At 70.2% G+C, this 21,484-nt stretch carries 20 protein-coding genes and 4 pseudogenes; 10 read left to right on the top strand and 14 right to left on the bottom strand.

Annotated elements, in window-relative coordinates; translation table 11 throughout:
• Positions 1–201: 201 nt before the first annotated feature.
• A pseudogene (locus ACIQ6Y_RS19970) lies at positions 202–273 on the top strand (hypothetical protein); the annotation flags it as partial.
• Positions 274–388: 115 nt separating this feature from the next.
• On the opposite strand, the gene ACIQ6Y_RS19965 reads toward ACIQ6Y_RS19970, so the two are convergent.
• Positions 389–625 carry a hypothetical protein gene (locus ACIQ6Y_RS19965; RefSeq protein ID WP_404041558.1) on the bottom strand — a complete coding sequence of 79 codons (237 nt, stop codon included), beginning with the start codon at positions 623–625 and terminating at the stop codon, positions 389–391.
• 198 nt (positions 626–823) lie between these two features.
• Between ACIQ6Y_RS19965 and ACIQ6Y_RS19960 the strand changes: the two genes are divergently transcribed.
• Positions 824–1,519, top strand: coding sequence for an alpha/beta hydrolase (locus tag ACIQ6Y_RS19960; protein ID WP_404040466.1), 696 nt, complete (start codon positions 824–826; stop codon positions 1,517–1,519).
• A gap of 153 nt (positions 1,520–1,672) precedes the next feature.
• On the opposite strand, the gene ACIQ6Y_RS19955 is transcribed toward ACIQ6Y_RS19960, so the two are convergent.
• From ACIQ6Y_RS19955 to ACIQ6Y_RS19940, 4 genes are all read right to left on the bottom strand, one after another.
• A complete protein-coding gene (locus ACIQ6Y_RS19955) occupies positions 1,673–4,375 on the bottom strand; it encodes an AAA family ATPase (RefSeq protein ID WP_404040464.1) in 2,703 nt (900 codons plus the stop codon).
• A 166-nt stretch (positions 4,376–4,541) separates the two neighbouring features.
• A complete protein-coding gene (locus ACIQ6Y_RS19950) occupies positions 4,542–5,063 on the bottom strand; it encodes a hypothetical protein (protein ID WP_404040461.1) in 522 nt (173 codons plus the stop codon).
• The gene (locus ACIQ6Y_RS19945; protein WP_404040458.1) at positions 5,060–5,380 is read right to left on the bottom strand and encodes a hypothetical protein; all 321 of its coding nucleotides are present in this window, start codon (positions 5,378–5,380) and stop codon (positions 5,060–5,062) included. The genes ACIQ6Y_RS19950 and ACIQ6Y_RS19945 overlap by 4 nt, the downstream gene beginning before the upstream one ends.
• A gap of 66 nt (positions 5,381–5,446) precedes the next feature.
• Entirely contained in the window at positions 5,447–5,812 is a 366-nt protein-coding gene (locus ACIQ6Y_RS19940) for a hypothetical protein (protein ID WP_404040455.1), read from the bottom strand.
• Between the two features lie 75 nt (positions 5,813–5,887).
• Between ACIQ6Y_RS19940 and ACIQ6Y_RS19935 the strand changes: the two genes are divergently transcribed.
• Positions 5,888–6,541: a PHP domain-containing protein gene (locus ACIQ6Y_RS19935; RefSeq protein ID WP_404040453.1), complete on the top strand. Its 654-nt coding sequence runs from the start codon at positions 5,888–5,890 to the stop codon at positions 6,539–6,541.
• A gap of 718 nt (positions 6,542–7,259) precedes the next feature.
• Positions 7,260–9,032: a S8 family serine peptidase gene (locus ACIQ6Y_RS19930; RefSeq protein ID WP_404040451.1), complete on the top strand. Its 1,773-nt coding sequence runs from the start codon at positions 7,260–7,262 to the stop codon at positions 9,030–9,032.
• Between the two features lie 157 nt (positions 9,033–9,189).
• Here the strand turns inward: ACIQ6Y_RS19930 and ACIQ6Y_RS19925 are convergent, their stop codons facing one another.
• The 4 genes from ACIQ6Y_RS19925 to ACIQ6Y_RS19910 form a co-directional block, all read right to left on the bottom strand.
• Positions 9,190–9,327 (bottom strand): hypothetical protein, encoded by a 138-nt coding sequence (locus tag ACIQ6Y_RS19925; protein WP_404040449.1) that lies wholly within the window; start codon positions 9,325–9,327, stop codon positions 9,190–9,192.
• Between the two features lie 153 nt (positions 9,328–9,480).
• Positions 9,481–9,762, bottom strand: coding sequence for an ATP-binding cassette domain-containing protein (locus tag ACIQ6Y_RS19920; protein ID WP_404040446.1), 282 nt, complete (start codon positions 9,760–9,762; stop codon positions 9,481–9,483).
• 239 nt (positions 9,763–10,001) lie between these two features.
• A complete protein-coding gene (locus ACIQ6Y_RS19915; RefSeq protein ID WP_404040443.1) occupies positions 10,002–10,826 on the bottom strand; it encodes a DUF1684 domain-containing protein in 825 nt (274 codons plus the stop codon).
• A 79-nt stretch (positions 10,827–10,905) separates the two neighbouring features.
• Positions 10,906–11,829, bottom strand: coding sequence for an LLM class F420-dependent oxidoreductase (locus ACIQ6Y_RS19910; RefSeq protein WP_404040441.1), 924 nt, complete (start codon positions 11,827–11,829; stop codon positions 10,906–10,908).
• A gap of 188 nt (positions 11,830–12,017) precedes the next feature.
• Here ACIQ6Y_RS19910 and ACIQ6Y_RS19905 point away from each other — a divergent pair, with 188 nt between their 5' ends.
• The 3 genes from ACIQ6Y_RS19905 (at position 12,018) to ACIQ6Y_RS19895 (ending at position 14,078) form a co-directional block, all read left to right on the top strand.
• On the top strand, positions 12,018–12,146 hold the full coding sequence (locus ACIQ6Y_RS19905; RefSeq protein ID WP_404040438.1) for a hypothetical protein: 129 nt from the start codon (positions 12,018–12,020) through the stop codon (positions 12,144–12,146).
• 127 nt (positions 12,147–12,273) lie between these two features.
• Complete coding sequence (locus tag ACIQ6Y_RS19900) at positions 12,274–12,840, top strand: 2-oxoglutarate and iron-dependent oxygenase domain-containing protein (RefSeq protein WP_404040435.1); 567 nt, start codon at positions 12,274–12,276, stop codon at positions 12,838–12,840.
• The gene (locus tag ACIQ6Y_RS19895; RefSeq protein WP_404040432.1) at positions 12,837–14,078 is read left to right on the top strand and encodes a vanadium-dependent haloperoxidase; all 1,242 of its coding nucleotides are present in this window, start codon (positions 12,837–12,839) and stop codon (positions 14,076–14,078) included. Before ACIQ6Y_RS19900 ends, ACIQ6Y_RS19895 begins: the two co-directional genes overlap by 4 nt.
• Positions 14,079–14,286: 208 nt before the next feature.
• Here ACIQ6Y_RS19895 and ACIQ6Y_RS19890 read toward each other — a convergent pair.
• The 4 genes and pseudogenes from ACIQ6Y_RS19890 to ACIQ6Y_RS19875 form a co-directional block, all read right to left on the bottom strand.
• A pseudogene (locus ACIQ6Y_RS19890) lies at positions 14,287–14,656 on the bottom strand (MerR family transcriptional regulator).
• 58 nt (positions 14,657–14,714) lie between these two features.
• Positions 14,715–15,443, bottom strand: a pseudogene (locus ACIQ6Y_RS19885) (zinc-binding dehydrogenase); the annotation flags it as partial.
• Between the two features lie 417 nt (positions 15,444–15,860).
• The gene (locus tag ACIQ6Y_RS19880) at positions 15,861–17,066 is read right to left on the bottom strand and encodes a hypothetical protein (protein ID WP_404040429.1); all 1,206 of its coding nucleotides are present in this window, start codon (positions 17,064–17,066) and stop codon (positions 15,861–15,863) included.
• A gap of 321 nt (positions 17,067–17,387) precedes the next feature.
• Complete coding sequence (locus ACIQ6Y_RS19875; protein WP_404040426.1) at positions 17,388–17,762, bottom strand: hypothetical protein; 375 nt, start codon at positions 17,760–17,762, stop codon at positions 17,388–17,390.
• Here ACIQ6Y_RS19875 and ACIQ6Y_RS19870 point away from each other — a divergent pair.
• From ACIQ6Y_RS19870 to ACIQ6Y_RS19860, 3 genes and pseudogenes are all read left to right on the top strand, one after another.
• Positions 17,703–17,930, top strand: a pseudogene (locus ACIQ6Y_RS19870) (transposase); the annotation flags it as partial. The gene ACIQ6Y_RS19875 and the pseudogene ACIQ6Y_RS19870 overlap by 60 nt on opposite strands.
• Before the next feature lie 371 nt (positions 17,931–18,301).
• On the top strand, positions 18,302–19,198 hold the full coding sequence (locus tag ACIQ6Y_RS19865; RefSeq protein ID WP_404040423.1) for a TauD/TfdA dioxygenase family protein: 897 nt from the start codon (positions 18,302–18,304) through the stop codon (positions 19,196–19,198).
• Positions 19,195–19,440: a hypothetical protein gene (locus ACIQ6Y_RS19860; protein WP_404040420.1), complete on the top strand. Its 246-nt coding sequence runs from the start codon at positions 19,195–19,197 to the stop codon at positions 19,438–19,440. The genes ACIQ6Y_RS19865 and ACIQ6Y_RS19860 overlap by 4 nt, the downstream gene beginning before the upstream one ends.
• An 11-nt stretch (positions 19,441–19,451) precedes the next feature.
• On the opposite strand, the gene ACIQ6Y_RS19855 is transcribed toward ACIQ6Y_RS19860, so the two are convergent.
• On the bottom strand, positions 19,452–21,248 hold the full coding sequence (locus ACIQ6Y_RS19855; protein ID WP_404041522.1) for an acyl-CoA dehydrogenase: 1,797 nt from the start codon (positions 21,246–21,248) through the stop codon (positions 19,452–19,454).
• Between the last annotated feature and the right edge of the window lie 236 nt (positions 21,249–21,484).

Raw genomic sequence — 21,484 nt, 5'->3', positions numbered from 1 at the left:
CGGCAGACAGCCCCGAGGCCAGGGCACATAACGATCTACGGTTGGAGCATCAGGGCGCGTATCGAAAGTGGAGCTTGAGCGGGAGATGATCTCGGTTCGTGGCACGTGGAGACCTGACGGACGCGCAATGGGAGGTGCTGGAAGCGCTGTTGCCGAAGGGCACGAAGCCTGGGCGGCCGCCGACGTGTGGCCAGGCGGCAGATGATTGACGGCATACGGTCCCGGGTCCGCAATGGCATCCCGTGGCGGGCTCCCGTCGAGTGCGGGCCCTGGGGCCGCGCCTACGACCTGTTCCGCCGGTGGCAGCGGGACGGCACCTGGCATCGGATCTTCGCCGAGCTCCAGGTCCAGGCCGACGCGAAGGAGCTGATCACCTGGGACATCAACGTCACTCCACGTGTGCCGGGCCCACCAGCACGCCGCCGGGGCGGGAAACGGGGGACAGCACAAGGAGCCGCCCGGCGGCGTCACCGTCGAGCCGGACGACCACGGGCTCGGGCGCTCGCGCGGCGGCCTGACCGCCGAGCTGCACCTGGGCGTCGAACAGGGCCCAGAAGCCCATGTCCATCGCGATCTCGGCCGGGCAGCGGGGCGACTCCCCGCAGTTCGAGCCCGTCCTGAGCAAGATCCGTGTCCCGCGTCTCGGTCTGGGCAGGCACGACAAGCTCGCGGTCGCTACGAGGTCGCTGTCCTTGCCGCCGCCATCAACGAAAGGTTGTAGAACGGCCGTGCTGTGGTGTCGCGTGAGCGTCTTCGAAGCCCACTGTTCTGCTGTCGGCCAAGACAGTCGCGGCTTTGGTGGCTAGGGCGCCAGGATCGTCACATGCAGCCGATCTTCGTTCTCGTGCACAGTCCGTCCGTGGGCCCCTCAACCTGGCGCCCTGTGGCCGAACACCTGACGGCGGCGGGATACCAGGTACGGGTGCCGTCCCTGCTGGACGTAGGCGCCGGTGCTCCGCCCTTCTGGCCTCGCATCGTCAGCGCCGTCCGCGACGACCTCCGGCAGGTCCCGGCCGGCAGCCCCGTCACGCTGGTGGCACACAGCAACGCAGGCTTGTTCCTCCCGGCGATTCACTCGGGCCTCGACCATCCGGTGACCAGCTCCGTCTTCGTCGATGCCGCGCTGCCGGCCCGAACCGGACCCACCCCTGTCGCCTCACCCGAGTTGCTGGAGTTCCTCCGCCCGATGGCCGTGAACGGCAGGCTGCCGCGCTGGACCGACTGGTGGGACGAGGCAGACGTCGCCCCCATGTTCTCCGATCCGACGATGCGGCAGACAGTCGTTGAGGAGCAGCCGACCCTGCCGTTGTCCTACTACGAGCAGCACATCCCGGTCCCCGACGGATGGGACGATCATCCCTGTTCCTACTTGCTGTTCGGTCCTCCGTATGACGACCTTGCCGTAGAGGCGCGCGAACGCGGCTGGCGCGTGGCACACCTGCCCGGCGAACATCTCCATCAGATCGTCGATCCTGCCGGCACGGCCCGGCACCTCGTCGAACTCGCCACTACGGCCTGATCCACTTCCGATACGCGCACTGGTGCGCCGCCCCAACCGCTCCAGCCCCGTGCCGGGCGAGGCCTGCTGAAGCCATTCGAACGCGAGTCGGCCCTACTTACACCACCAGCTCGCCGTTTATGCGAGCTATGCCACCTGTCTCATCGACGGAGCCTATTCAAGGCCAGATATCCGCTGCGGATGGTCTCGGACGGAGTCGAGAGGCGCCGGTGTTGCGAGAATCGCCCGATTCAGTGCGACCCCGCGCAGGAATTGGTCCCGGTCCACCGGGTTGGTCATCAGCTCCGCCTTGCGGAACACCTCGGTGCGGGCCCGTAGCGCGAGGACGCCTGCCTCCGCCGGACTGTCAGTCGCCCGGAGGGCGAGCGACGCGTGATACAGCACCTCTTCCGTGCGTAGCGCAGGCATGTCACCGACCCGGTCGAGGATCGCCACCGCCTCGCGCGCGAACCCGGCCGCCGCGGCGGCGTCCGCCAGCGCCAGGTGGATACGGCTGCGCAGGATCAAGGCCGCCACTCCGCTTCGTACCATTCCCGTCTGAGAGGTCTCCCGTACGGTCTCCTCGGCCAGCCGGTCCGCCACGGCCAGCTCCGCGGGATCGCTGCCCGCCAGATTCAGCACGACTTCGGCATACAGATTTCTGACGATGGGCACGAGATCCAGGAGCCAGGTCCTTCGGGTCTCCTGCCAGGCCGCCTCCACCATGGCCCTGCAGCGATCACGCTCGGCCGGGTCGCCGCTGAGCAACAGAGCTAGCAGAGCCACATTGTTGGCGTGCCAGCCGCTCACTCCACCGCGCGCCTCCTCGAACGCCAACGCCTCTTCGAGGGCGTCGCGGGCTTCGCTCTCGGATCCCATCGCCCGCTGTACCTGCGCCAGATAGTTGAGGCCGACGGGCAACTCGGCGTGCACGGGCTCGGTTCTCAGCCGCTGCAGGGAGCCGGCAAGCCGGTCCCTGGCCGTGACGAGGTGGCCCGCGTCGAAGAGGGTGACGCCCAACTGCATCTCAGCGAGGTTGCGGACGTGGCCGACCACAGGGTCACCGCTGTTGTGGAGATCCGCACGCTCGTACAACTCTTCCGCCTCGCGCAGCACCCTCAGCCCTGCTGCGAGGTCGCGCTTGGGCAGCTGACTCCCGTACTCGGCCAGGGCCACGAATAACGCGGACGGGTCATTACAGTCCCGGGCCAGCCCCACGGCCTCCTCCAGCTTGTCAAGGGCGGGCTGCAGACCTTGTGTACGCAGCAGACACTTGCCGTGCAGCAACGCGGTGCGGGCGATCAAGGGCAGGTCGCCGCTGCGTCGGCCGGCCTCCTCGGCCTCGCGCGCCCAGGCATCGAGACCCTCGCCATCGGCCGTACCCGAGCGGCTCTGCCAGGTGACCTCGGTCAGGGAGAGCAGGAGCTCGATCGCCCGCGCCAACCGGCCATCGCGCTCAACGGCTGTAGAAGGAAGCCTGCGGGCACTTTCCACCGCCTGCCGGCACAAGGCTTCAGCCTCGGAGAACGAGAGCCCGCCGACGGCCAGCGCCCGCGCAAGAGCGAACTGCTCCCGCTCGGCGTCGTCCCACTGTTGGGCCAAGGAGTAGTGACGTGCGATGTCCAGTCGTACCGGCAGCGGAAGGGTGTCTGTTCCGCTGCCGTTCGCCGATCCCGCCAAGGCGTTGGCGATCAGGTGGTGCCGCTTCCTGGCCTGAGCGGGGCTCTGTTCAGCGCGCACGGCCATCTGCAGCAGCGTGTTCTCGAAACGGTAGTGGTCGGACAAGGAGTCCAAGGCCCAGTCGGGCGCCGGCACCGCGACGATCAGCCCGTGCCGTCGGCTCAGCTCGTGCAGCCGCCGCACGACCTCGTCCGTCGGCTGTCCGGCCACCCGTGCCACCACGCCGGTCTCGAACGTCTCGCCCTGGGTCGCACCGATCACCAGCAGTTCCATCGTGGCCGGGTCGAGGGCGGCCAGCCGACGGCGCACCAGTGGCCCTACCGTCTCGGGCAACGGACCCGTCAACTCCCCGTCCGGACCGATCAGTCGCAGACACTGCGTGACGAAGACGGGGTGCCCCTTCGTCAATTCGATCAACTTGGCGGGGACGGTCGCGGCGACCCGGCCGGCGAAATGCAGCCTGACCAGGTCGGTGACGGCGTGCTCGGGCAAGCCACCGAGCCTGCGTCGGGTCAGCAACCCCTGGATTTCCCAGCGCGCCAGCGCGTCGGTGACGATGCCAGGCTCTGTCTCAGGATCGCTTCGGTGCCCGAGGACCAACCCGATGGCCTGCCCTCCGCGTTCCAGCAGTTCCACCAGATGCTCCAGGACCAGCAGGCTGCTGGGGTCGAGCCACTGGGCGTCGTCGATGAAGACCGCCGTCGGGCCGCCGCGCGCCGCAGCGTCGGCCAGAGCCGTCGCCACGGTCCGGGCCACGCTCTGCCGATAGGGCATCAGACTGTCGCCCTGCGCCGACCCGGAGTCCAGAGCGGTTTGAGTGATCTGCGCGGCGGCCTTCAGCAGGGGGCCCAATGCAGGTACCAAGGACACCAGTTCCGGGACGGCTTGAACTGTGGACCGCCCGAAGAGACGGAACACCGACCGGCGCGGCGGTTGGAGCATCATCAGGACATCGATGATGGGACCGTACGCGTTGTCGGCGCCGATCCAGCTGAGGCATCTCACCTGGACGGTCCGGCAACCGGCCACGTCCGCGCGCCCCTGAGTCCGCCGGACGGCCTCCTTCAGGAGAGCGGACTTGCCGATGCCCTGCTCACCTTGGATGACGAACACTCCGCCCTTGCCCTGAGCGACCTCGTACAGGAACCCCTCCAGCGCCTCGATGTGCTCGACTCGGTCGACGAATACAGCCCCCACCGCAAGCCCCCCCGCGTCCTGCCGTTCACTGCCAGTGCAACTAGACCCCCGTACGGGTGACCACCCTAGCCACGGGGGCTTCGCCGATGGGTCACTTCATCCGTAGACGGGCTGGTCGTTCAGCGCTGGGGGGAAACGCAAGGGCTGGCGGCGTCGACAACCCGGATCAGATGAGACACCGGCCGGTTGAGACATCCCGATAGGTCAGGTAACGCCATCCAGGCCGGTGTCCGCCGGCTGCTGCGTGAGGGCGGCCTCTCGGATCATCGTGCGCGCGTTCGTCTGTGGCGAGGTTGTCGATGGTCTGGTGGAGGTCCTCGGGAGCGGCTGCGTCGTTGAGGCAGAGCCATCCGACGGCCGCGGCCAGGCGGGCCTCGGGGGCCTCCGTCCGGTCGTGCCGCGGATCGCGGAGCCGGGCGATGGCGGGCGGGTGTGCGTGGGCCCGGGTGATCTCGGCGACGGCGAGGAGCTGGCCGGCGCGGACCATGGTGTCACGCTCCGCGGCGAGCCTGATGGCGAGGGCGGTTCGGACGCTGTGGTCGGGGTCGGCGGCCGTCGCCAGCACATAGGCGGCGTCGATGCGGATGGTGCGGTCGCTGTCGCCGAGGGCCGTCAGGAGTGCAGGTGTGTCGGCGGTGATCGCGGTCCGAGCGGCGGCCACCGACCAGCCGGCCGGGTAGCCGCTCACTTCGAAACCGTAGTCGTCGGGGCGCGGTGCCGAGGATCGGTGCGGTGGAGAAGGAGTTCCTCGCGGGAGGCGACGCCGAAGTACCTGGCGCGGGCCGGGCCGGAGAGCATGGCGAGCGGTGCGGCACGGTGCGGGTGGTGGGCATCGGTGGCGATGAGGATCAGGAGCGGTACGGCGAGGGCGGCGCCCCGATTGTCGTTGGCACACAGACCCCACAGCACGTCCGTCGCTTGGGGAGCGGGACCGTCGTGGGTGCGCAGCAGGTGAACGACCTGCCGGGCGCGGTAGGCGCTCTCACGGGATCCACCATCGCGCACCTGGGCCAGCCGGAACGCTCAAGGGCCATCCATCGCGCCCAATCACAGCAACTGTGACTGAGCGCTTCAATTGGCGAGTCGGTTTGCGGAGACCAGCCACCGCCAGCGTCGACGCTCCATGACGAGGGTGGCGGCGGCCAGCAGGGTCACGGGGACCGCTGCCCAGGCGGGCCAGGCCAGCCACGAGGAGACCACGGCCGCGGCGAGCTGGAGCAGCACCAGCAGGATCGTCACCCAGCCCGGCACCGCGATGATCACGTTGGCCTTGTCCCCCGGAGTGGAGAACAATGTCGGAAGGCCGATCAGGGCCACCACGGACAGAGCGGCAAGCAGCCATGAGTGGCCGGCCAGAGCCCAGGGGGTGGCCACCCATGCGACGAGTTCCGTCGCAAAGCGCAGGGCGGACCCGATGCGGTCGTCCGGTCGTCTCACGGTCGTTGCCCCACCAGCAGCGTCGGTCACCTGCGGACGATCTCACGGCGCGCGGCCGACTGCCAGGGGTTTGGGATGCCGCCGTCGCGCGATGGCTTCCCACATGTCCCGTACAGCCGGGGACACACAGACACTTTCAGGTGCGAGGTCGCGTTGCGTGGAGGGGTGCCGCACCTGCATGTAGCGGGTGGGTTTTCGGCCCGCTTCGGTGCCTCGCACCCGCATGATCTCGTGGCCCGGGCCGCCGAGCGGGGGGTCGGGACTCTCGCGCTGACCGACCGCGACATGGTCACCGGCGCCGTCCGCTTCGCGAAGGCCGTAGCTGACGCCGGTGTGAAGCCGGTGTTCGGCGTGGACCTCGGTGTCTCCGCACACCCGCCGGGGCCGCGGTGCGGCGCCGCACCCGGGTACGCGGCGGCGCACACGTCACGGACGCCGACTTCCGTGCCACGTTCCTGGCGCGGGATGCGGCCGGGTGCGGGCGGCTGTGCCGGATGGTGTCCCTCCGTGCCCGCCGCGGCTCTCCGCGCTGGCGCCCCGTCGCGGCATCGTGGGAGATGCTCACCGAGTACGCGGGCGGGGGCCTGGTGGTCCTGCTCTGCCCGGCATCGGAGCCGCTGCGGGCGCTTGCCGCCGGCCGTGCGCGATCTTGCCGTGCAGTTGCTCGGACCGTGCGTCAGGCGGTCGCGACGGCTTGCGGCGGGAGGTCGTGTGCCGGGGCCCGCCTGACACCGGCCCCGGTTCCGTACGCCCGGCCGCCCACACGCTCCAGCTCGCCGACCGCCTCGGCATCCCGGCCGTCCTGACCAACGCCGTCCGCTACGCCGACCCGGCCCAGCACCGGATCGCGGACGTGCTGGACGCGGCCCCGCTGCTGCGGCCGATCGACCGGCGGCGGCATGACTGCGGCGAGCGCGCCGGCTCAAGGACGGGTCCGCGATGCTGCAGATCGCCGAGCGGTCGCCGCGGCCGCCGGCGCGGACCACGCCCGCGTCGAGCGTCTGATCGCCGACATCATCGCCGTCGGCGACGCCTGCTGCGGAAGTAGCGCAGAAGTCCTTCGCGGGGCGTCTGCCGTTCGGGGACAAGCAACTGGCCGGCGACGGGCAACACGGGATGGAGCCCTCCGGAGCGGGCGCGACCGTGACCCCGTCCCGCCCCCGGCCTCCGACGCGACCGCCGCGCCGGCGCCCACGCACCACCCCGAGAGCGGGACGGCGTACCGGTCTGTCACCTTCCTCGGCCGGCCGCATGCTCCGTACTTGCACCTATAGTCGCTATTCGGCCACCGATATACGAACTCCGTTGCTGCAAAAGCCCCTTCCGTAACCGGCCGCGTACATGACATCTTGCGTCCATCACTTGTTTCGTACGACCCGGCCTGACCACCGGGTCTTCGGAGGACGCATTGATACCCCACAGATCCAGCCGACGTCGACGTACCCTCGTGCTGGCCGCCACACTCGGCGCGACGCTCGCCTTGGGAGCCCCGGCCGCGCTCGCCGACACCGACCCCGTCTCCCGCTTGGGCGCCGCTGCCCCCGCCCCCGCGGCAGCGCCCCGGGCCGCGGCCCCCGCCTCCTCGAGTGCGACCTGGGTCGCCGGCACCCGCGCGTACCTCGTGATCACCGCCCCGGGTGACACTACGGCGGTCCGCAACGCCGTGACCGCCAACGGCGGAACGGTCTTCCAGTACTACGACGCGATCGGGGTCATCACCGCCCACTCCGCGTCCGCCTCCTTCGCCACCGCGATGCGCGCTGTGAGCGGGGTCCAGCAGGTCGGCGCCACCCGCACCTCCGACGTGCCGGCGGACGCCTACAACCCGGCGCTTCCCGCCAACCCGGCGCAGTCCTCGACCCCTGAGGGCGAGCCGGTCCGTGCGGACATGACCCAGATCAAGGCCGACCAGGCCTGGGCCGTCACCACGGGCTCCGCCTCCGTCAAGGTCGGCATCCTGGACACCGGTGTGGACGATCAGCACCAGGACCTGGCGCCGAACTTCGACGCCGCGGACTCCGTGTCCTGCGCGTACGGCAAGCCGGACACGCGTACGGGCGCCTGGCGCGACGTCGGCACCCACGGCACGCACGTGGCCGGCACCGTCGCGGCCGCCAAGAACGGCAAGGGCGTCATCGGTGTGGCCCCGGGCGTGAAGATCGCCTCGGTGCGCATCGCCGAGCCCGGCAGCTCGCTCTTCTTCGCCGAGAACACCGTCTGCGGCTTCATGTGGGCCGGTGACCACGGCTTCAAGGTCACCAACAACAGCTACTACACCGACCCGTGGCAGTTCAACTGCCCGGACAACGCCGACCAGGCCGCGATCATCGAGGGCGTCAGGCGCGCCCAGGAGTACGCGGAAGGCAAGGGCTCGCTCCAGGTCGCGGCGGCCGGCAACTCCAACATCGACCTGGCCAACAAGACGACCGACACCGAGAGCCCGAACGACTCGACGCCGGTCACCCGCACCATCACCAACGCCTGCCTGGACATTCCGACCGAGCTGCCGGGCGTCGTCACGGTCTCGGCGATGGGCACCACGGCAAAGGCTTCTTACTCCAACTACGGCCTGAACGTCATCGACGTCACGGCCCCGGGCGGAGACACCACCGGCATCTACAGCACCCTGCCGGGCGGCAAGTACGGCTCCAAGAGCGGCACTTCGATGGCCTCGCCGCACGTCGCCGGTGTGGCGGCGCTGTTGGCCAGCACCAACCCCGGCATCTCCCCGGCGCAGCTGCGCGACAAGCTGGCCACCCAGGCCAACGATGTCGCCTGCCCGTCGGACAGCCGCTGCAAGGGCACCACGGCCAAGAACGGCTTCTTCGGCGAGGGGCAGGTCGACGCCCTCAAGGCCGTCGGCAGCACCCCGCCGCCCGGCAAGTACTTCGAGAACACCGCGGACTTCGCCATCGGTGACAACACCACCGTGGAGAGCCCCATCACGGTCAGCGGGGTGGCCGGCAACGCCCCGGCCACCCTCAAGGTCGGTGTGAACATCGTGCACACCTACATCGGCGACCTGAAGGTCGACCTGATCGCCCCGGACGGCACCGTCTACACGGTGCACAACCGCTCGGGCGGCAGCACCGACAACATCAGCCAGGTCTACACCGTCAACGCCTCCTCCGAGGTCGCGGACGGCACCTGGAAGCTCCGGGTCAACGACAATGCCGGCGGCGACACCGGCAGGATCGACTCCTGGAACGTCACCTTCTAAGGGCGCACACCGCAGCACTCAGCGCTGGAGATCGCCGACGAGCCGGTCGAGGGCGACAGTTCTGCTGAGAGGCCATCGGGGAGCAGAGCCACTGCACCCCGATGGCCTTCGTCGGTAAGCCGACGCCGTGTTCGAGGTGACGCCGACGGATCCAGGCTCAGTCGAAGCCGAGCCGTTCGCCGTACTCGCCGTACTCGAAGAGCTGGGGTGTCTCCTCCAGGCCGGTATTGGGGTCGTCGTCGGCGAAGTTGCCCGGGGCGAGAAGGGCCAGTGTGGTGATGGTGGGTGTGCTCATGTGACCGTGGTCCTCAGTTCGTGGTGGTCTCGGCGGCGGGGTTGGGGACGCGGTCGCCGGGGATCGCCGCGAGCAGTCCCTCCGGTGGGCCTGTCTCGACGACGGGGCCGGCCCGCATGACGGCGACCTGGTGCGCGATCTGACGTACGACGGTCAGGTCGTGGGAGATGAAGGGGGGAGGGCGCGGGCGATTGCCACTCGCCGGCGCTGCCCTCCGGACAATTCCGCCGGCCGGTGCTCCAGGGTCGCGGCGGGCAGGGCCACCGGGTCGAGGAGTTCGCGGGCCCGGGCCAGCCGCGAGGTACGGTCGCCGACCTTGAAGCCGCGCAGCGGCTCGGTGATCACCTCGCCGATGGAGAAGCGGGGGTCGAGTGAGGCGTACGGGATCTGGTGGACGGTTGCCTGAGGCGGCGCAGCTGCCTGGCCTGGGCGCACCTGGCCGTGGTGACGTCGGTGCCGTCGAAGAGGATCTGTCCGGCGGTCGCGTCGGCGAGGCGGAGCACCAGACGGGCGGTGGTGGACTTGCCCGAGCCCGACTCGCCGACCCAACCATGGGGGCCCTGAACTCCTTGACCAGGCTTCGTGCCCCGACCAGGGGCGCCGAGCAGGATCGCGGTGCCCGACTGCGCATAAGCCCGCCTTGTTGAGGGAGTCCGGGGCGAGAGTGGTCCCGGTCAGGAACCGCCACGCTCGCGGGGGATCTTCTGGCCGGCCTCGATCGCCACCGGCAGCCGGTTCTCGGCCGGGGGCAGCGGGCAGGTTGCCAGGTCCGTGTAGGCGCACGGCAGGTTCGCGGCGCGGTTGAAGTCCAGGACGACCGTGCCGTCGGCGGCGGGCGGATCGAGTGTCAGGGCCCGGTTGGCAGCGTAGGTGGTGACCCCGGAGGTCGCGTCGGTGAACAGCACCATCAGCCGTCCCGCACCAGGGCCGGGAAACGCGGTCAGCGACAGCGGGCGCCCTTCCAGCTCGAACTCGACCCGGCCCGGAGCGTCGTACACATGCTCAAGGCCCTCGACGGCGGCGCCCACGGTGGTCGGCCGCGGAGTGTCGAAGGGGACGTAGCGGCCCGTCACGGCCCAGCGCGCGTCAGGGGCGTAGGCGGGCGTTCCGGTGAAAGCCGTGCGCAGCGGCGCGTCCGGGTGCCGGGGGCGCACGATGTCCTGGCCGCCGCGCTTGGCGACCTCGATGAGGGCGTCTCCCCACACGGCGTCGACACCGCCGCGCTCGGGAAGCACGCCGAAGCGGTGCTCGCCGCGCACCGGCGTCCCGTCGACGACCAGTTCCTCGCCCTCGTCGAGGTCTACGACGACGCCTTCGGGGCCGGTGCGCCACGCCCCGGGCGCGTCCGGGAAGCGCTGGGGTCGGTCGTCGAGCCAGTGCAGTCCGGTGATCGCCAGGAACCCGTGAGGGGCGGCGAGCCGGGCCTCCTGGGCGCGGTACCACTCCAGCCAGGTCTCGGTGAAGGCGTGGAGGTCCGTGGTGGTGGCCTCGGTGGTCATGGGGAATCTCCTTTGTGCCGGGGGTGCCTTCGGGCAGCGGATGCGGGGGTGCAGGGGGTTGGTGAGCCGACGGGTGTACTCAGCCGGCCAGTTCGCCGAGCAGTCGCCAGGTGCGTCGGCGGTCGGCTTCTCCCGCGATCTCGGTGCTCGAGAAGACGACCTCGGTGGCGCCGGCGTCGCGGTAACGGCGTATCTCGGCCTCGACTGTCTTCTCGTCGCCGATCACGGCCAGGTCGGCGGCCCGCCGGCCTCCGGAGAGTTCGATGACCCGTGCGTAGGACGGGATCTGTTCGTAGAAGGCGAGGTTTTCGGTGGCCTTGGCCCGCACCGCGTCGACGTCGTCGGTGACCACGCCGGGCACCAGGGCCACGATCCTGGGCGCGGGGCGGCCCGCGGCCTCGGCCGCGGCGGTCAGGGCGGGCACGATGTGGTCCGCCAGGGCGCGCGGTCCCGCCAGGTAGGGCAGGATCCCGTCGGCCAGCTCGCCGCTGGCCCGCAGAGCCTGTGGCCCCATCGCGGCGACGAGCAGGGGGACACCGCTCTCGGCGCCTGGTACCCGCGCCGGGATCGGGGTGGTTGCGGTGAGCAGCTCGCCGTGGAAGTCGGCCGTGCCGGTCTCGGTCAACTGCCGCAGAACGGTGAGGAATTCACGCAGTCGGGCGATGGGCCGATCGAAGGGCAGGCCGAAGCCCGCCTCGGTCAGCAGTTTCGTGCCCAGAGCCAGACCGAGGTGGTAGCGGCCGTGGGTCGCGGCCTGGGCGGTCTGGGCCTGGCTGGAGACCAGCAGCGGGTGGCGGCCGAAGACGGGGATCGCGGAGGTGCCGACCTGCAGTCCGGGCACCGCCCGCCCGACGATCGCCGCGAGCTGGGGCGAGTCCGCGCCGAAGGTCTGCCCGAACCAGGCCGACCTGAGACCGAACTCCGCGGCTTCTTGGGCCAGTTGGACCGTGGCGTCGACCTGGTTCGGCGCGTCGGACGCGTTGAGCGCTACTCCAAGAGTCATGTCAGTTCAGAACGGGCTTCGGCCGAGCCCGCATTCCGGCCCGTGTGTGACAGCTTCTTGTCAGCCATGTGTACTCAGTCATGAGCCGAGGGGCCGGCCCGGGGGCTTTCCCGTTCAACGTGTGTCGTCCGCCTCTGTGAATGTCAACGTCGACCATGGGCGCATGGGCGTCTCACCCGCTGCGACCCATGGTGGACGCATCTTTCCGGGTGTGCTTTGATCCGGCCATGGAGACCATGGGCACGGCGCACACGGTGCTGCTCGACCCGTTCTGGGTGAGCCGCCGCGCCGACCAGTTCGACCAGGTCTGTTGCTGATCGCCGTTCGACGGCTCGCAATCTCGCTCTTCTCTTTCTGCCTGCAGCCTTCTCTCGCCCTCAACCAGCCGCTCTTCTCGCGTAGGTGTGGGGCGCGCGCATCCACGCTGCCGTGAAGGAACCTTCCATGGCCCAGTCCACAGCCCGGCCCGTCGTCGACGTCTCCCGCTTCCGTGCCCCGGACGCAGACCGAGTCGCCCTTCTCGCCGAACTCCGCTCCGCCGCCCACGAGGTGGGCTTCTTCTACGTCACCTGGCACGGAGTCCCCGCGGCACTTCGGGAGGAGGTGCTGAGCGAGGCCCGCCGCTTCTTCGCGCTGCCGGAGGAGCAGCGGCCGGAGATCGAGAACGCTCTCGTGCCGACGGAGGTCCTGCCGATGGCATTGACCGGGGCGCAGCTGATGTCCGGCACCACAGGAGGGCTCACCGCCTCACCCGACCGGACCCAGGTGTTGCCGTATGCGCCGGCCGAGGCTGCGGGAGTTGGGCGGTGGTGTGCTGCAGATGGCCAGCGCATCGCGGCGGCCATCTGCCTCAGCGCCGTTCCGGCGGTCCATCTGCACGCCGCCTTCGGTCCCCCGGGAGACGGCCGGCCTGGAATCGACCTGATCCCACGTGACGCGCGTGCCACACCTCGCCCTCTTCCTGCCTCGGCGGCCTTTTCACCCCTACCGAAACCGAAGGAGATCACGTGAGTTCGACCAGAATGCGGCCCGCCCTCGTAGTCCTGGGTGCGGCGGCGCTGTTGTCCGCGTCCGTCGCCCTTCCACAGGCCTCGGCGGCCGGGCGTACGTCCACAGCCCTCGCCTGGTACGACGCCACCGCCGAGACCATCGCGGCGGCCGGGGCACCCACCCAGATCACCAACAGCCGTACGTGGGCCATCAGTTGGCTCGCGGCCGCCAGGGCCACCCGGAGTGTGCCCACGGGCGTCGAGCGCGCTGCGTATCAGGAGGCGGCGCTCGCCGGGGCCGTACACCGTGCGCTGGTGACGCTGGCCCCGAGCCGTGCGGAGCAGCTCGACGCGACGTACAAGGAGACCCTCGATGCGATCCCCGATGGCCCGGCTGAGGAGCGGGGCGTCGCGGCGGGGGAGAAGCAGGCCGATCTTGTCCTGAAGTCGAGGGAGGGCGACGGCCTGGACCCTGCCTCGGTCAACGCGCCCTATCCCGTGCAGCCCGCGGCGCCGGGCGTATGGCAGCCGACGCCACCTACCTACGCCCCTGCGGCGCAGTACGGCAACCGTCTCGCCAAGCCGTTCCTGCTGAAGTCGCAGCACCAGTTCCGGCTCGCCCCGCCGCCCGCCCTCGACTCCCTGCGCTACGCCGCCGACCTCGCGGAGGTGCGGGCGTACGGCGCCGCGGACAGCGCGGTGCGCAGCGCCCGCCAGACCGAGACGGCCACGTTCTGGCTGGGCTCCTCCCTCACCCTCTACACCGAGCCGCTGCGGGTGGCGCTCTCGCGCACGGACCAGGGGATCGCCGGGCAGGCGCGGCTGGTCGCGCTCTTCCACGTGGCGCTGGTGGACACTCAGATCGCCACCTCCGACAGCAAGTACGCCTACGAACGCTGGCGTCCCGTCACCGCGATCCGCACCGGCACCATCGACCCGGACCCGGACTGGACGCCGCTGCACACCACCCCCGCGCATCCGGATTACCCCAGCGGCCACAACACCTACGCGGGCACCGCGCAGACCGTGCTGTCGGCGCTGGTCGGGCCGCGTACCGCCCCGTTCGACCTGACCAGCCCCACCGCGCCCGGGGTGACCAGGACGTACACCGCCTGGAAGCAGCTCTCGGCCGAGAACGTGGACGCCCGGGTCTTCTCCGGTATCCACACCCGGTCGGCCGACGAGGCGGGGATCACGCTCGGCACGAACGTGGCAGGGTACGTCCTGCAGAACGCGGGACGGCTCCTCGCCCCACGCTGACTCTCCGAGCGCTCACCGGCAGCGCGACGCCCACTCCGTGGTGCCGACGCAACGCAGGCCATGCCCGTACCGAGGCCCCGCCGTCGCACGGGGCCTTGGCGGGCCCGGGCTCATTCGGATGCCGCCGCGTCGCGCAGTGCCTGGCCCACGGCTGCCGGTGAGTCCGGCCCCGCGGGGATCGAGCCGCGAGGAAGCCTCGTACGGGGGCTCAGGTCCGTCCCGTCTGCCGTGCCAGGCGGGTACGCAGGCCGGTCAGGCGGTCGATCTCGGCGTCGATGGCCGCCAGCCGGCGTGCGACCACGCCGGAGCCGCGGGCGGCGGGGTCGTTGCCGGCACAGCGCCGTTGCGGATCCTCGACCAGGAGCTGGATGCGGTCGGCGATGCCGCGCAGGTCCTCGACGGTCAGACCGAGGGCGAGCAGTTCACGAATGACGCGGATGCGGGCCACGTCGTCCGGACCGTACCGGCGTTGGCCCGCGGCCGTGCGCGGCGGCGGGGCCAGCAGGCCGCGCTCCTCGTAGAACCGCAGGGCCCGCGGGGGTGGTTCCGGCTGCCGCCGCCGCATCTCCGATCCGCATCCCGACCTCGTCTCACTCCGTGCCCGCCCGCTCGCCTCTGACGCAAGGCGGCGGTGCTTCAGTGTGACGGCAGCTCCACGACGACCGTGCCGAAGTGCCGCCCCTCGAACAGTTCCTGCAACGCTCGAGGGGCCCGTTCGATGCCCGGGATACGCACGTGCGGAAAGGAGATCGCACCGGAACGCAGCCAGTCGCCGAACCGGTCGGCCCATTCCTCCGCCACCCCGGGATGGTCCGTGCCGCTGTAGCCGCGCAGCGTGATCCCCTGGGTGATGACGCGGAAGGTGTCGATCTCCACCGGCGCGCTGTCACCGTCCAGGTGCGGTGACAACTGGCCGTCCAGTGAGCCGACGAGAGCGAAGCGGGCACCGCGGCGGGCCACCCTGAGCGCGGCGGCCAGTTGCGCGCCGCCCACGGTGTCCACGACGAGGTCGATGCCGTCGGGTGCCGCCGCGCTCAACTGCCGGATGAGCGTGGGGAATCCTCGGCCGGGTACGACCACCGCGTCGTAGCCCAGCTCGGTGCGCAGCCGGTCGGCCTTGGCCGGGGAACGGGTAGTGCCGATGACCCTTCCGGCGCCCAGCAGCCTGGCGACCGGACCGGCCAGGCTCCCCACCGCGCCGGCCGCCCCGGTGACGAGGACCGTGTCGCCGGGGCGGATGTCGGCCAGCCGCGTGAGCGCACCGTAGGCGGCCACCCCGGACGACAGGTGGGCGACCGGGTCCGGCAGGACATCACCGACCGGTGTGCAGTCGGCTGCGGCCACCAGCGCGTGCTCGCGCACGCCGTCCACATTCCGCGCTGATTCCGGTGCAGTGGCGTGGGGCCGTACCTTCGCGCCTCGGTTCGGCCTGCCTCCGGCGGACGGGGTTTCTGAGGGCGGTGTGGTCGGTCCCCGCGCCGTGCCTCACGACTTCCGGCGGCGGCCCCGGTAGCGGGGTGTCGGATGTACGGGCGGAGCGGCGGGCGAGAGACGGGCACTCAGTCCGCCGCCAAGCTCTCCCTGAGGTCTTGCCGGGCGCGACGGGCAACTCTCCTCGCTCCGTCGGTGGTTGGGAGGCTCCCTTCGGCCGCACGGGCGGAAGGCCCCAGCCCAACCTGGGGCGAGGGCGTTCCGCCGGCGCGCTCAGCCGCACCTGGCGACGCGTGGCGGTCCGGCGAGATCCGAAAGGGAGCGGGAAGGGTTTCCCCTCGGTCCGTGGGGTTACTGGAGGCGGTCCAGCAGCCAGAAGCACAGGTCGGGGACGATCCCGGTGTGGTCAGTGGTGGCGTCGGCGTAGGTGAACTCGGTGAGGCCGCTGTCGTCCGGGTTCATGGTCTTGACGGGGGTGTAGAGGCTCTCGCGGTCGTCGGGGTCGCGCAGGTCCAGGGCGCTGACGGTGGGGACGAAGCACACCTTGGGGAAGTGGACGGTGGACGTCGAGCCGCCGAGCCGCATGGCGTTGTGGACGATCTCGTAGGTGTTCAGCGTGCCGCCCGGCGCGGAGTCGAGTTCGGTCAGACCGCTGGTGGTGATCTGCCTGACCATGGGCGGCGTGGTGCTGCTGGCGAACTTGATCTCGGCGACCAGGATGTCGGTGCCCTCGCCCTGGATGAACAGGGTGGAGCCGGCCAGTACATTGCTGGTGATCTCCAGGGCCGGCTTGCCGGCCGTGACCTTGATGCCGGTGCCGTCGCCGGCGCCGTTGGCCACGCCGATCAGGCGCGGCCTGCTCGGCCACCATCCCACGCTGCTCAGGGCGTTGAGGAAGTTCTCCCGCTCCGGGTGGGTGATGACCTTGCGGCTGGCCGGGTCGTACCAGTACTTGAGCATCTCGTGCGCGGCGGGGCTGTCGACCATCTGGCGCAGCGGGTTGTCCGGGATGGGGGTGTGGTGGGTGAGGGCCTGGGCGGCGATGGGCAGGAAGCCGCCGCGGTGGGGGCTGTCGTAGGAGAAGTAGACCTCGGTCCCGTGGTTCTCCCCGTCGGCCTCCATCTTGGCCAGTGTGTAGCGGGTGATCAGGCCGCCCATGCTGAACCCGCCGACGACCAGATTCCCGCCGGATCCGCTGGCGGCGTTGGCGCGGATCACGGCTTCCCGCGCGGCCTTGGCGTTCTCCAGGATGGAGGCGGTGCGGTCGGTGAAACCGAGCAGGATCACCGCCTGGCCGCGCTCGCGCAGAGTGGTGACGAACGGGAAGTCCGCCTCCAGGCCCTGGTAGAACTTGCCCAGGTCGCTCCTGCCGAGGTTGAACCCGTCGGCGATGATCACCGGCCGGTTCATCCCGCCGCCGCGAAGGCCCGGGAAGACCCACGCGAAGCCGTTCGTCAGCTCCCACTCCTCGTGCTCCGGGACCGTCACCTCCGGATGCGACTCCCGGGAGATCTGCGCTCCGAAACTGACCTCTTGCGTGCTCGACTGCTCAGACAACCGCCCACTCCTTGCTGCTGCGCGCACCCGAAACCGCACGCCCGAGAGCCGGGCGCGCGGTGGATGCGAGGGGGATGAAGATGCCTCGCCCAGCATGTCGGCAGTTGCTCGTGATGCCATAGGCATGTTCCCGGTTTTCACCTGTACGGGTGCCCTCCGGCCATCTCGCGGGGACTGGCCGGCCCGTCGGCGGGAAGCACGAGGAAGAGCACAGGCACGGGTCTCTGACGGCCAGCGGGGCACTCCGCTCGCATCTTCGACATCGCCTTCGCAAGGGCCGGAACGAAGCTCGCGGTCACGAGGTGGTTGCTGGAGATGGGCTCAGACGATGGCGAGCGGGTTGTCGAGGATCGGATTGGCACTGATGGCGGTGATTTCCGAAGCTTCGTGATTATTGGCTTGCTGGGTATTTCCGTTGTTGTCCGAATGATTGTTGACCGAGCCCGAGTTTCCGGCATTGTTGCCTTGACTGTTCGACGCGATGTCGGCCAACCCGATGTCGGAGATCACGTCGGCTGACGCCGGAGCGGCGCTGACGCAGGACGCAGAGACGCCCAGGGCCGCCGCGGCAAGGATCCGCCTGAAGGTCATGGTCATACCGGAGAAACGATCAGCCCTTGTCTGGGACACGCGCCGCGCCGCATCCTCGGTCGCCGCGGCATTGTCCCGAGGATCGCCTGCCGTGGTGTCGCCCACGGCTCCGGACTCGGGAGGAGGCGTTGGGTGGTGGAGCGGACCTTCGCCTGGCTCCACCAGTTCAAGCGCCTGCGCATCCGCTACGAGACACGCGCCGACCTCCACCTGGGCCTGCTCCAACTCGCCTGCAGCATCATCTGCCTGCGACGACTCCGGACCTCATCCTGAAACGATCAGTTATGAACCCGCGCGTGGACCTCACTCGGCGGCGCCACATCGATCTGGCGCACGTCTCCAGCGCGTTTTGTTGTCGCTGACGCGGCAAGGGATCGTCGGATCCGTCTCCTGAGGGCTCCCCTCTCCTGTCATCTCCTTCTCGTATGAGCCGGGAGCCTGTTCGCGCACGCCGACGCGGTCGCTGAGAACGCGGCTGCAGCGGTCCTGCCACTACGCGTCTTCTGCGGGGACGCCTCTTCTCTCCGCCCGGCCCAGTCCGGTGTGCCGCGTGGGCGGCCACCCTTGCGCAACCAACCCTTTTCACCTGCCTCCCCGTCCCCAGCACGCCTTGGCATGCCCATCTGCCCAGGAAGGATCCCCTCATGTCTCCGTCCATCCGAAAGCTCACCGGCCGCATCGGCGCGGTCGTCGAGGGCGTCGACCTCGCGGCGCCACCCGATCACTCGACGGTCACGGCGCTGCGTGACGCCCTCAACGAGCACAAGGCGATCGTCTTCGCCGACGTCGACCTCGACAACGCCGGTCAGGAGCGCGTGGCCGGGTGGTTCGGCGAACTCACCACCGCCCACCCGAACGTGCCGGCCGTCGACGGCACGACGAACGTCCTCGCCGTCGACAGCTCGACGTCCAAGGCCAACGAGTGGCACACGGACGTCACCTTCGTGGTCAACCCGCAGCAGCTCACCACGCTCCGGTCCATCGTGACCACGCCTTACGGGGGTCAGACGCTCATCGCCAATGCCGCCGCGGCCTACCGCGACCTGCCCGAAGCGCTGCGCGCCCTCGCGGACACGCTGCGCGTCGTGCACACCAACCAGTACGACTACGCCCGACCTTCGGCCACGACGGCGCAGCGACAGGAGTACGACCGGGTCTTCGTCTCGACGCCCTACGAGGCCGAGCACCCGGTCGTGCGACTCAATCCGCCCACTGGCGAACGCGGGCTGTTCATCGGCGGGTTCGCCAAGCGGATCGTCGGCCTGCCGAGCAGCGACTCGGCCGATCTGCTGCGCATCCTCCAGTCGTACGTGACCCGTCCGGAGAACATCCTGAGCTGGACATGGTCCCCGAACCAGCTGCTGATCTTCGACAACCGGATCACCCAGCACTACGCGGTGGACAACTACGACGACCACCCGCGCCGCCTCAACCGGGTGACGATCGCAGGCAAGGTGCCGACCGGTGTCGACGGCCGCCGCAGCGAGCAGCTCGTCGGCGACGCCTCGCACTACAGCAGCGTGCCGGCGGTGGCGGCATGACCGAGGTCGGCCTCAAGGCGGCGGCCGTCACCAAGGGCCCGGACGCCGAGACGACGAGCGCGCGGGAGCGCGAGGTGTTCCTGCCGCGCGACGCCCGCGGCCGCACACCGCTCAGCGCACTCCGCGAGCGGCTGCGCTGGCCGCCGGGCATCTACACGACGCCGGTCGCGATCCTCCTCGCCTGGGAAATCCTCGCCCGGGCCGGAGCGGTGTCGAAGACCTACGCCCCTGCGCCGACGTGACCGAGCAGATGTCAGAACCACTCGGGTCGGCAGTCCGCCGCCGTGCGGTCGAGGCTGTCGAGGAGGTCGAACTGGGGCCCGGTGCGGGGCAGTTCGGCGTTGAAGAAGTAGCGGGCCGCCTGCCGCTTGCCCTCGTGGAAGTCGTCCGTGCCGTCGCCCAGCGCCAGGAACTGCTCCAGCCAGATCCAGGCCAGCACCACGTGGCCGACGGCCTCCAGGTAGACGGAGGCGTTGGCGAGCGCGGTCCCGGGGTCCCCGGTCGACCACAGCCGGGCGGTGGTCCGCTCGACACGGGCCATGGCCTCTTCCAACCGCGCGGCCAGTTCGGCCGCTTCACCGCCGGCCGCCGAGGCGCGGGCGGTGGTGGCCCCGAGAGTGTCGAGGAGGAGCCGCAGACCCGTGCCGCCGTTCATGACGACCTTGCGCCCGAGCAGGTCCAGTCCGTGGATGCCGTGGGTGCCCTCGTGGATGGGGTTGAGACGGTTGTCCCGGTAGAACTGCTCGACGTTGTACTCGCGGGTGTAGCCGTAGCCGCCGTGCACCTGGATGGCGAGGTCGTTGGCGGCCAGGCACCACTGCGACGGCCAGCTCTTGGCGATGGGCGTGAGGACGTCCAGCAGCAGCCTGGCGCGGGCACGCTCGGACTCCTGCTCGGCCGTGCGCTCCTCGTCGAGCAGGCGGCTGCAGTACAGGACGAGCGCGAGGGCGCCCTCCACGTAGCTCTTCTGCGCCAGCAGCATCCTGCGTACGTCGGCGTGTTCGATGATGGGGACCTGCGGGGCGTTCGCGTCCTTGCCGGTCAGCGGGCGGCCCTGCGGGCGGGTGCGGGCGTAGTCGAGGGCGTGCAGGTAGCCGGTGTAGCCGAGCGCCATGGCGCCTTGGCCGACGCCGATGCGGGCCTCGTTCATCATGTGGAACATGTACGCGAGCCCGTGGTGGGCCTCACCGACGAGGTAGCCCACCGCACCCGGGGCGCCGCCCGGCGTGTGCCGGCCCTCGCCGAAGTTGAGCAGCGTGTTGGTGGTGCCGCGGTAGCCCATCTTGTGGTTCAGGCCGGCTAGCACCACGTCGTTGCGCTCACCGAGAGTGCCGTCCGGCTCGACCAGGAACTTGGGCACGATGAACAGGGAGATGCCCTTCACGCCCGCGGGACCGCCGGGGATCTTGGCCAGGACCAGGTGGACGATGTTCTCGCTGAGCTCGTGGTCACCGCCGGAGATCCACATCTTGGTCCCGGTGATCCGGTACGTCCCGTCGTCCTGCGGCACCGCCCGGGTCGTGATGTCGGCCAGCGAGGAGCCCGCCTGTGGCTCGGACAGGCACATGGTGCCGAAGAAGCGGCCCTCGATCATGGGCCGTGCGTAGGTGTCGATCTGCTCCTTGCCGGCGTGCGCCTGGAGAAGGTTGGCGTTGCCGACGGTGAGGAACGGATACGCGGACGTGCCGACGTTGGCGGCCTGGAACCAGGCCATGCAGGCGCCCGCGACCACCATGGGCAGTTGCTGTCCGCCGATCTCGTAGTCCATGGCCGCGCCGGTCAGGCCGGCCTCGGCGAAGACCCGCAGCGCCTCCTCGACCTCCGGGATGATGTGCACCCGCTCTCCGTCGAAGCGGGGCTCCTCGGCGTCGCTCTTCTTGTTGTGCGGGGCGAAGTGCCGGGTGGCGATGGCCTCGCTGAGGTTCAGCACCGCGTCGAAGGTGTCCCGGTCGTGGTCGGCGTAGCGGGCGCGGCTGGTCAGTGACGTGACGTCCAGCCAGTCGTGGAGCAGGAAGTCGAGGTCGCGACGTGAGAGCAGCAAGGAATCCATGGTCATGTATCCGATCGGAAAGGGCGGCAGAGCGGGATACTAAGCGGTCGCTCAGGCCCCGTCAACGGTGACCGCATGGGGAGAACGGGGGCGTTGGGAACGTCGCCTTCTGGCCGCCGAGGAGGCGGGCGCGCTGCACGCCGCCGGGAAGCGGCAGCGGGTCCTTGGACCGGGCGGCGTGGCGCAGGGCGCGCTGCCCAGCACCCCCGTCCGCGGCGTACACGGACTGGGCTTCG

Origin of the sequence: Streptomyces sp. NPDC096205, assembly GCF_044763135.1 — a bacterium.
Classification (GTDB): Bacteria; Actinomycetota; Actinomycetes; order Streptomycetales; family Streptomycetaceae; genus Streptomyces.
Note: the sequence above shows the minus strand (reverse complement) of the source record. Positions and strands in the feature narration are given on the sequence as shown.

What these genes read in the sequence shown, in the direction of transcription:
- ACIQ6Y_RS19960 (WP_404040466.1), top strand. Translation starts at nt 824, where the DNA reads ATGCAGCCGATCTTCGTTCTCGTGCACAGTCCGTCCGTGGGCCCCTCA.
- ACIQ6Y_RS19935 (WP_404040453.1), top strand. Translation starts at nt 5,888, where the DNA reads ATGCCGCCGTCGCGCGATGGCTTCCCACATGTCCCGTACAGCCGGGGA.
- ACIQ6Y_RS19925 (WP_404040449.1), bottom strand. Translation starts at nt 9,327, where the DNA reads ATGAGCACACCCACCATCACCACACTGGCCCTTCTCGCCCCGGGCAAC.
- ACIQ6Y_RS19915 (WP_404040443.1), bottom strand. Translation starts at nt 10,826, where the DNA reads ATGACCACCGAGGCCACCACCACGGACCTCCACGCCTTCACCGAGACC.
- ACIQ6Y_RS19910 (WP_404040441.1), bottom strand. Translation starts at nt 11,829, where the DNA reads ATGACTCTTGGAGTAGCGCTCAACGCGTCCGACGCGCCGAACCAGGTC.
- ACIQ6Y_RS19905 (WP_404040438.1), top strand. Translation starts at nt 12,018, where the DNA reads ATGGTGGACGCATCTTTCCGGGTGTGCTTTGATCCGGCCATGGAGACC.
- ACIQ6Y_RS19900 (WP_404040435.1), top strand. Translation starts at nt 12,274, where the DNA reads ATGGCCCAGTCCACAGCCCGGCCCGTCGTCGACGTCTCCCGCTTCCGT.
- ACIQ6Y_RS19865 (WP_404040423.1), top strand. Translation starts at nt 18,302, where the DNA reads ATGTCTCCGTCCATCCGAAAGCTCACCGGCCGCATCGGCGCGGTCGTC.
- ACIQ6Y_RS19860 (WP_404040420.1), top strand. Translation starts at nt 19,195, where the DNA reads ATGACCGAGGTCGGCCTCAAGGCGGCGGCCGTCACCAAGGGCCCGGAC.
- ACIQ6Y_RS19855 (WP_404041522.1), bottom strand. Translation starts at nt 21,248, where the DNA reads ATGGATTCCTTGCTGCTCTCACGTCGCGACCTCGACTTCCTGCTCCAC.